The sequence below is a fragment of the Oceanibaculum indicum P24 genome, assembly GCF_000299935.1.
Taxonomy (GTDB): domain Bacteria; phylum Pseudomonadota; class Alphaproteobacteria; order Oceanibaculales; family Oceanibaculaceae; genus Oceanibaculum; species Oceanibaculum indicum.
In genome coordinates this window covers 194,046-203,974 of the sequence record NZ_AMRL01000002.1, presented here as the reverse complement: position 1 = coordinate 203,974, position 9,929 = coordinate 194,046, and the positions used below count along the sequence as shown (strand labels likewise).

6 protein-coding genes are annotated in these 9,929 nt (G+C 65.2%); 1 reads left to right on the top strand and 5 read right to left on the bottom strand.

Annotation, left to right across the window (positions count from 1 at the left end; translation table 11 throughout):
• Positions 1–67: 67 nt before the first annotated feature.
• The 5 genes from P24_RS02915 to P24_RS02895 form a co-directional block, all read right to left on the bottom strand.
• Complete coding sequence (locus P24_RS02915) at positions 68–1,597, bottom strand: UxaA family hydrolase (protein ID WP_008943201.1); 1,530 nt, start codon at positions 1,595–1,597, stop codon at positions 68–70.
• A 42-nt stretch (positions 1,598–1,639) separates the two neighbouring features.
• Positions 1,640–2,920, bottom strand: coding sequence for a TRAP transporter large permease (locus tag P24_RS02910; RefSeq protein ID WP_008943200.1), 1,281 nt, complete (start codon positions 2,918–2,920; stop codon positions 1,640–1,642).
• Positions 2,921–2,963: 43 nt separating this feature from the next.
• Positions 2,964–3,518, bottom strand: coding sequence for a TRAP transporter small permease (locus P24_RS02905; protein ID WP_008943199.1), 555 nt, complete (start codon positions 3,516–3,518; stop codon positions 2,964–2,966).
• A gap of 47 nt (positions 3,519–3,565) precedes the next feature.
• Positions 3,566–4,540 (bottom strand): sialic acid TRAP transporter substrate-binding protein SiaP, encoded by a 975-nt coding sequence (locus P24_RS02900; RefSeq protein ID WP_040706289.1) that lies wholly within the window; start codon positions 4,538–4,540, stop codon positions 3,566–3,568.
• Between the two features lie 165 nt (positions 4,541–4,705).
• Positions 4,706–6,979 (bottom strand): NADP-dependent malic enzyme, encoded by a 2,274-nt coding sequence (locus P24_RS02895; RefSeq protein WP_008943197.1) that lies wholly within the window; start codon positions 6,977–6,979, stop codon positions 4,706–4,708.
• A 266-nt stretch (positions 6,980–7,245) separates the two neighbouring features.
• Here P24_RS02895 and mutS point away from each other — a divergent pair, with 266 nt between their 5' ends.
• A complete protein-coding gene (gene mutS / locus P24_RS02890; protein ID WP_008943196.1) occupies positions 7,246–9,867 on the top strand; it encodes a DNA mismatch repair protein MutS in 2,622 nt (873 codons plus the stop codon).
• The last annotated feature ends 62 nt before the right edge of the window (positions 9,868–9,929 follow it).

Below are 9,929 nucleotides of genomic sequence, written 5' to 3'. Positions count from 1 at the left end.
TGGCGGAAGGCTTAACGGAACCTACAGCATAGGCCGGCAGGGATGCCGCCGGTCAACCGCCATATCGTTACATTACGGCGCCAACCTGCCAGGGGATGAATTCCGCATCGCCGAAACCCTGGGCCTCGCTCTTGGATTTCTCGCCAGAGGCCACGCGCAGGATGAGGTCGAAGATGCGCTGGCCCATATCCTGGATCGAGATGCCCTCATCCAGCACGGCGCCGCAATTCACATCCATATCCTCCTCCAGCTTGCGGTACATGGCGGAGTTGGTGGCAAGCTTCAGCGAGGGCGAGGGCTTGTTGCCGAACACCGAGCCGCGCCCGGTGGTGAAGCACACGATGTTGGCGCCGCTGGCCACCTGCCCGGTCACCGAACAGGGGTCATAGCCCGGCGAATCCATGAACACGAAGCCCTTGGTGTTGATCGGTTCGGCATATTTGAACACGCCGGTCAGGTTTGTCGTGCCGCCCTTGGCAGCGGCACCCAGCGACTTTTCCAGGATGGTGGTCAGGCCGCCGGCCTTGTTGCCGGGCGAGGGGTTGTTATTCATCTCCCCGCCATTGCGGCTGGTGTATTCCTCCCACCAGCGGATGCGCTCGATCAGCTTCTCGCCGGTCTTGCGGTCGATGGCGCGCCGGGTCAGCAGATGCTCGGCGCCATAGATTTCCGGCGTTTCAGAGAGGATCGCCGTGCCGCCATGCCGGACCAGCAGGTCAGCGGCCGCGCCCAGCGCCGGGTTGGCGGTAATGCCGGAATAGGCGTCGGAACCGCCGCATTGCAGCGCCAGCGTCAGGTGGCTGGCCGGCACGCTGGTGCGGCGCGCCTCGTTCGCGGCCGGCAGCATGGATTTCACGATCTCGACGCCGCGGTCCACGGTCTTGCGGGTGCCGCCAATGTCCTGGATCGTCATGGTCTGGAAGCGCGGGCCGCGCTCCAGCCCGTAGGCCTCCAGCAGGAAGTCGATCTGATTGACCTCGCAGCCGAGGCCGACCATCAGTATGCCGGCGAAGTTCGGGTGCCGGGCATGGCCCCACAAGGTGCGCTGCAGATTGGCGTAGCCCTCCCCCGAATCTGCCATGCCGCAGCCGGTGGAATGCACCAGCGCCACCACCCCATCGACATTCGGGTACTGCGCCAGAATGTCCGGCGTGATCGCGGCGGCGATGTATTTCGCCACCGTGGCCGAGCAGTTCACCGAGGTCAGGATGCCGATATAGTTGCGGGTGCCGGCCATTCCGGTCGGGCGCAGGAAGCCCTGGAAGGTCGCGCGCTCCGCCTCCGGTACATAGGCGGTTGGCTTCGCGGCACTGGAAAAGGCATAGTCGCGCTCGAAATCGCGCATCTCGACATTCTGCACATGGACGTGATCGCCGATCGCGATGTCGTCGGTCGCGAAGCCGATGATCTGGTCGTATTTGCGGATCGGCTCGCCGGCCCGGATCGGCGCTGTGGCCACCTTGTGGCCGGCGGGGATGGAGCCGTTGACCGTCAGTTTCTCCGCCGGCAGGGCGGTGCCCGGCATCAGCGCCAGGCGGGCAACCACGACATTGTCCGCCGGATGCAGGCGGATGCTGAGGCTCTCGGTTCCGGACATTGGCTCATGCCCCTCCTACAGGGCGCCCCCAGCGCAGGGGGATTAGCGATAGATCAGGGTCGGCAGCCACAATGAGAGCTGCGGTATGAAGGTGATCAGCAGCAGCACCGTTACAAGCGGGATCAGGAACGGCGCCGTCGCGGCCACGCATCGCTCGAAGGATACGCCAGATACCCGCGACAGCACATAGAGCACCATGCCGACCGGCGGCGTCAGCAAGCCGATCATCAGGTTCAGCACCATGACGACGCCGAAATGCACCGGGTCGATGCCCAGCTTCTCCACCACCGGCAGCAGCACCGGCACCAGGATGGTGATGGCGGCGATGGTCTCCATGAAGCAGCCGACGACGATCAGGATCAGGTTGATCAGCAGCAGGATCAGGATCGGATTTTCGGTGACATGCAGGACGATATCGGCGAAATGCTCGGTCGCCCGCGTGCTGGTCAGGATCCAGGAGAAGATGGAAGCGCCGGCAACGATCAGCAGGATGATCGCCGTGGTCTCGACCGTGTCCATGGTGACCCGCACGATGCGCCGCCAGCCCAGCGTGCGATAGACCAGCACCCCCAGCAGCAGCGCATAGAACACGGCGGCGATGGCGGCTTCGGTCGGGGTGAACAGACCGAACAGGATGCCGCCGATGATGATGACCGGCGTCATCAGCGAGGGGATGGCATAGAAGAAGCTCATCACCAGGCGCCGTGCGGAGAACGCCGAATCGCGCGGATAGCCGCGCTTGTGCGAGTACCAGAACACCATGACCGCCAGCGCCCCGGCCATCATCAGGCCGGGGATGAAGCCGGCGGCGAACAGCTGACCAATAGAGGCATTCGCCATCACGCCATAGATCACGATGGGCAGCGAGGGCGGGATGATCGGCCCGATGGTGGAGGAGGCTGCGGTGACGCCGACCGCGAATTCATCATCATAGCCGGCATCGCGCATCGCCTTGATCTCGATGGTGCCAAGGCCGCCGGCATCGGCCACTGCCGCACCGGACATGCCGGCGAAGATCACGCTGGCGCCGATATTCACATGGCCAAGGCCGCCGCGCGCCCAGCCAACACAGGCCTTGGCGAAGTCGAAGATCCGGTTGGTGATGCCGGCGGAATTCATCAGATTGCCGGCCAGGATGAAGAACGGAATGGCCAGCAGCGGGAAACTGTCCACGCCATTCACCATCCGGTGCAGCACCACCACGTCCGGCACGGTCCCCGCCAGCAGGATATAGATCAGCGAGGAGGCGGACAGGGCGATGGCGACAGGAACGCCCATCACGAGCATGCCGAACAACATCACGAACAGCAGGGTCAGCAGCACGGTCGCAGCCTCCGACTGAGGGGAAAATAAGGAGAAGCGGGCGTCAGTCCGTCGTCTTGATGTCGCCGGTCGGCCGGGTCAGGTCGCTATAGCCCTGGCGCCAGTGCTTCAGCGCGACGAGGACGGAATAGATCGTCATGCCGGCGAAACCGGCCACCACGACCCAGTAGACGATGGATTTCGGCAGATCGACCACGGCCATGTACTGCCGCGTGCGCATCGCCAGCTTGATGCAAATCCAGGTGGCGGCGGCATAGAAGGCGATGTTGCCGAGATCGACCAGCGTGGACAGCCCCCGTCCGACATTGACCGACAGGTAGCGGTAGAAGAACTGCACCGCGATATGGGTGTTCTTGCGCGTCGCGATGATGGAGCCGAGGAAACCGACGCCAATCAGCAGATAGCGGGCGATTTCCTCGGTCCAGCCGATGGAATTGTTCAGCGCGTAACGCGTGAAGAACTGCAGGAACACGACGCCGGCCAGCGCCCAGAACACCAGCAGGTTGAGGATATCTTCCGGCCGGAAGTCGGAAAGATCGACCGCCGAATCGGGTTCGTCCTCGGGAAACAGCTGGGTTTTCGCGGAATCGTCGCTCATTGCAAGGCTTCCGTGTCTGGGTGGGGCGGACCGGCGTCGCGGGTCGCTTACTTCAGCGCCTGCAGCTTGTCGTAGGTCGCCTTGTCCCAGGTCGCGGACGGGCCGTTATGCAGCTTCACCACGGCCTCGCGGAACGGGCCGCGATCCACCTTGTTCACGGTGACGCCTTCCTTCACGAACCAGTCGGCCAGCTTCTGCTCCGACTCGACGATATCGGCGGTCGCCTTGGCGGCAGCCTCCTTCAGCACGCTGGCGAAGATCTTCTGATCCTCCGGCTTCATGCCGTCCCAGCGCATGCCGCTGACGATGGTCAGCAGGGCGTCGGTGATATGGCCGGTCAGGTTGATGTGCTTCTGCACCTCATAGAACTTCTTGGCCTGGATGGTCGGCAGCGGGTTCTCCTGCGCGTCGGCCACGCCCTGCTGCAGGGCGAGATAGACCTCGGCGAAGGCAATTGGCGTCGGGTTGGCGCCGACCGCTTCCGGGAACATCCGGTAGAGCGGCGCGTCCGGCACGCGGATCTTCAGATTCTTCATGTCCTCGGGCTTCAGGATCGGCTTGTTCGAGGTGACATGGCGCTGGCCGTAATAGGTCAGTGCCAGCACCTGATGGCCGGTCTTCTTGCGATAGCCCGCGGACAGCTCACCGAACAGGTCGCTGGCGGCGTAGGACTTCCAGTGATCGAGATCGCGGAACATGAAGGGGGCTCCGGAAATCGCGATTGGCCCATAGAAGCGACCGGCGAACAGGGCGCCGGTATAGATGATGTCCACCGTGCCGAGGCCGAGGCCCTCATTGATGTCGGATTCCTTGCCGAGCGACGAGGCCGGGAAGACCTCGATCTCGTAGCGGCCATTGGTCTGCTTCTTGATTTCCTCGGCCGCTTCCAGCGCCCGCTTGTGATAGGGCTCGGTGGTCTCATAGACATGGGCGAATTTCAGCTTCTCGGCAGCCTGGGCAGCACCGAGACCAGCGGCGCCAACTATGGCGGCGGCGGCAAGAGACAATACGAGTCTTTTCATTTTGGTTTCCTCCCTTTCCCTTTTTCGAGGCGCAGTTGAATCTGGCCGTACGATCATTAGTCATTAGTTTTTATGCGTGCAGCCTAAGTCGGAAAAACAGAAAAGGGCAAGAGGTCTCACAACCCCTTGCCCTTTTTGAGTTGATTCAGCCTGGCTGGAGTAAGGTCAGCGTACGGCGTCGTGCGCCGCCAGGGCCGCCGCGTTCACGATGTCGGAAACGGTGGCGCCCATCTGTACGATTTGCGCCGGCTTCTCCAGCCCGATCAGCAGTGGACCGATGACCGAGGCGCCCGACAGCTCCTGCATCAGCTTGTAGGAGATGTTGGCCGAATGCAGGGCCGGCATGATCAGGATGTTGGCGGCCCCGGTCAGGCGGCAGAACGGGTAGAGCTTGTGCAGCTCCGGGTTCAGTGCCACATCGGCGGACATTTCGCCGTCATACTCGAAATCGACATTGCGCCGGTCGAGGATCTCCACCGCCTCGCGGATACGCTGTGCCTTCTCCCGGTTCGGATTGCCGAAATTGGAGAAGGACAGCAGCGCCACCCTCGGCTCGTGGCCCAGGGCGCGGGCCTTGGCGGCGGTCTGCACGGCGATATCGGCCAGCTCCTCAGCGCTCGGCAGCTCATGCACCGAGGTGTCGGCGATGAACACGGTGCGGTTGGCCGCAATCACCATGGCCAGCGCGAACAGGCGCTTGCCCTGCTGCGGGTCGATCACCCTGGTGATGTCGTCTAGGCACACGGCAAGGCTGCGCGTCAGGCCGGTCACCATCGCATCGGCATCGCCGCTGGCTACCATGCAGGCGGCGAAGACGTTGCGGTCCTGGTTCACCAGCCGCTGGCAGTCGCGGTACAGCGCGCCCTTGCGCTGCGTGCGCTTGTAGAGGAACTCGGTATATTTCTTGTTGTTGGTGGACAGCCGCGCATTGTGCACCTCGATGCCGCCCGGATCGCTGAGGCCGATCTGCGCCATGGTGGCGCGCACCCGGTCCTCACGGCCGACCAGCACCGGCGTGCCATAGCCGGCATTCTTGAACAGCACGGCGGCGCGGATCGTCTGCTCCTCCTCGCCCTCGGCGAAGACCACGCGCTTCGGATTCGCCGCCACCCTGTCGAAGATGCGCTGCAGGCTTGCCGCCGTCGGGTCGAGACGGGCGGACAGCTCGTTGCGGTAGGCGCGCATGTCCTCGATCGGCTTGCGCGCGACGCCGGTATCCATCGCGGCACGGGCGACCGCCGAGGAGACGGCGACGATCAGGCGCGGATCGAACGGCGCCGGGATGATGTATTCCGGCCCATAGCGCAGCCGGCGGCCGGAATAGGCCTGGTCCACCTCGTCCGGCACGTCCTCGCGGGCCAATGCAGCAATGGCCTCGGCGGCGGCAATCTTCATCTGGTCGTTGATCTCGCTCGCCTGCACGTCCAGCGCGCCGCGGAAGATGTAGGGGAAGCCCAGCACGTTGTTCACCTGGTTCGGATAGTCCGACCGACCGGTGGCGACGATGGCGTCAGGCCGCACTTCCCTCACCTCCTCTGGCGTGATCTCCGGGTCCGGGTTGGCCATGGCGAAGATGATCGGCTTGTCCGCCATCTTCTTCACCATGTCCTGAGTGACGGCGCCCTTGGCCGACAGGCCGAAGAACACGTCGGAGCCTTCCAGCGCCTCGGTCAGGGTGCGTGCCTTGGTCTCCGCCGCATGGGCCGATTTCCACTGGTTCATGCCGGCGCTGCGGCCCTTGTAGATGACCCCCTTGGTGTCGCAAAGGATGACATTGTCATGCGGCATGCCCATGGCCTTCACCAGCTCGGCGCAGGCGATGCCCGCCGCGCCGGCGCCGTTGATGACCATGCGGCTCTTCTTGATGTCGCGGCCGGTCAGGTGCAGCGCATTGATGATGCCGGCCGCCGCGATGATGGCTGTGCCGTGCTGGTCGTCATGGAAGACGGGGATGTCCATCTCCTCGCGCAGGCGCTGCTCGATGATGAAGCATTCCGGCGCGCGGATATCCTCCAGATTGATGCCGCCGAAGCTGGGCGACAGGAAGCGGACCGCGTTGATGAATTCCTCGACATCCTTGGTATCAACCTCAAGGTCGATGGAATCGACGTCGGCGAAGCGCTTGAACAGTACCGCCTTGCCTTCCATCACCGGCTTGGAGGCCAGCGCGCCGATATCGCCCAGCCCCAGTACCGCCGTCCCGTTCGAGATCACCGCCACAAGGTTGCCCTTGGAGGTGTATTCATAGGCTAGGCGCGGGTCTTTCTCGATATGCAGGCAGGGCACGGCGACGCCGGGCGAATAGGCCAGCGACAGGTCGCGCTGGGTGGTCAGCGGCTTGGTCGGGGCAATCGAGATCTTGCCTGGCCTGCCGGCTGAATGGAAGGCCAGCGCCTCCTCGTCGGTGATGCGCTTGTTCGTATTCTCGGTGCTGTCCATTGACGGAATCCTTGGGTTTCCTCCGGCGCCGGTCGGGGCGCCTTTCTTTTTCGCCTTTTAAGCTACTTGGGCGAAAGTGGCATTACCAGTGGCTCTTTCACCAGAGCGGCCTGGGGAGGCGCATGGGGAGGGGCTTGCGGCCTTCCGGGCAGCGGACGCGAAATGCTATGGTCGGCCACCGTCACCGAAACCCGTGCGATGCCGCCTTGAACGCCCAGACAGATATTTCTCCGGAAACTCCCCAGGAGCCGGCCGCCACGACGCCGATGCTGGCGCATTACATCGAGACCAAGCGGGCACACCCGGACTGCCTGCTGTTCTATCGCATGGGCGATTTCTACGAGCTGTTCCTGGACGATGCGGTCACCGCCGCCGCCGCGCTGGACATCACGCTGACCAAGCGCGGTCAGCAGGCCGGCCAGGACGTGCCGATGTGCGGCGTGCCGGTGCATGCCTATGACGCCTATCTCTCCCGCCTTGTCCGGCAGGGCTACAAGGTAGCGATCTGCGAGCAGGTGGAGGACCCGGCGGAAGCGAAGAAGCGTGGCGGCAAGTCGCTGGTGCGGCGCGAAGTGGTGCGCATCGTCACGCCGGGCACGGTGACCGAGGACACGCTGCTGGATGCGCGCCGGCACAACCATCTGGTCTGCCTGGCCGATGCGCAGGGCAAGCTGGGCATCGCCTGGGTCGATATGTCCACCGGCGAGTTCCAGGTGCAGCCGCTGGAGGAGAAGTCGGTGGCCGCTGTGCTCGCCCGGCTCGATCCGCAGGAATTGCTGCTGCCCGACCGGCTGCTGCAGCGCGAGGCGCTGTTCGAGGCCTTCGCCGACTGGAAGCAGGTGATGACGCCGCAGCCCGGTTCCCGCTTCGACAGCGTGGCCGGCGAGAAGCGGCTGATGGCGCTGTACGAGGTGCAGGCGCTGGACAGTTTCGGCAGCTTCGAGCGGGCGGAACTGGCCGCTGCCGGCGCGCTGGTGGACTATGTCGAGCTGACGCAGAAGGGTAAGCTGCCCCGCCTCTCCGCCCCGCGCCGCCTGCAGGCCGGCGCGGTCATGGAGATCGATGCCGCCACACGCCGCTCGCTGGAGCTGACCCGCACCCAGACGGGGGAGCGCAAGGGCAGCCTGCTCTCCGTCATCGACCGTACGGTGACGGGGGCCGGCGCGCGGCTGCTGGCGGCCTGGCTGTCGGCACCGCTGACCGACGTGCCGGCCATCGAGGACCGGCTGGACCGGGTGCAGTTCTTCTTCGATCAGGAGGGCTTGCGCGGGAAGCTGCGCGAGACGCTGAGGCGCTGCCCGGATGTGGAGCGCGCGCTGACCCGGCTGACGCTGGATCGCGGCGGCCCGCGCGACCTGGCGGCGATCCGCGACGCGCTGGCGGAAAGTGCGGTGCTACGCGATCTGGCCGGCGCGCCCTCGCTGGCGCCGCTGCCGAAGGGGATTTCCCAGGCGCTCGACGATCTTGGCCGGCATGGCGCGCTGGTGGACCGGCTCGGCCGCGCTCTGGCGCCGGACCTGCCGGTGCTGACCCGCGATGGCGGCTTCATTGCGCCAGGCTATGCGCCGGAACTGGACCAGCTGCGCATGCTGCGCGACGAAAGCCGGCGGCTGATCGCCGGGCTGCAGGCGCGCTACCAGCAGGAAACCGGCGTTTCCAGCCTGAAGATCAAGCACAACAACGTGCTGGGCTATTTCATCGAGGTCTCGACCAGTCACGGCGACAAGCTGCTGGCGCATGAGGATTTCATCCACCGCCAGACCATGGCCAGCGCGGTGCGCTTCACCACGGTGGAGCTGGGCGAGCTGGAACAGAAACTCTCCAGCGCCGCCGACAAGGCGCTGGCAGTGGAGCTGGCGCTGTTCCGCGATCTGGTCGGCGAGGTGACGGCCCATGCCGATGCCATCGCGCTGGCTGCCAATGCCATCGCCCGGCTGGATGTTGCCTCGGCGCTGGCCGAGCTGGCGACGGACAACCGCTATGTCCGCCCGGAAACGACCGAGGGCACGGAATTCGCCATCGCCGGTGGCCGCCATCCGGTGGTGGAGGCAGCCCTGCAGGCGGCGGGCGAGCGTTTCGTCGGCAATGATTGCGTGCTGGAGGGCGGAAAGCGGCTGTGGCTGCTGACCGGCCCGAACATGGCCGGCAAATCGACCTTCCTGCGGCAGAACGCGCTGATCGCCATTCTGGCGCAGATCGGCGGCTTTGTGCCGGCAGGAAGCGCGCGGATCGGCGTGGTGGACCGGCTGTTCAGCCGCGTCGGTGCGGCGGACGATCTGGCGCGCGGGCGCTCCACCTTCATGGTGGAGATGGTGGAGACGGCGGCGATCCTGAACCAGGCCGGTCCGCGCTCGCTGGTCATTCTGGACGAGATCGGCCGCGGCACGGCGACCTATGACGGGCTCTCCATCGCCTGGGCAACGGTCGAGCATCTGCATGCGGTGAACCGCTGCCGCACGCTGTTCGCCACCCATTATCACGAGCTGACGCAGCTGGCCGAGAAGCTGGAAAACCTCGCCTGCCACACCATGCGGGTGAAGGAATGGCAGGACGAGATCGTCTTCCTGCACGAGGTCGCGGCAGGCGCTGCCGACCGCTCCTACGGCATCCATGTCGCCAAGCTGGCCGGGCTGCCGGCCCCGGTGGTGGCGCGCGCCGAATCCGTGCTGAAGAAGCTGGAGGAAGGCGAGACAGGCGCGACCTCGGCCCGCATTTCCGAGGATCTGCCGCTCTTCGCCGCCATGGTGCAGCGCCCGGTTGCGGCGCCGGCACAGCCGACCGGCCCCTCACCCGCCGAGGCGGCGCTGGCCGACATCAATCCAGACGAGCTGACGCCGCGCCAAGCGCTTGACGCGCTCTACCGGCTGAAAGGTCTGGCGGGGGCGTAGGCCGCCCTACTCCAAACCGTCATTCCCGGGCTTGTCCCGGGAATCCAGGGTTCAGCTTTCTC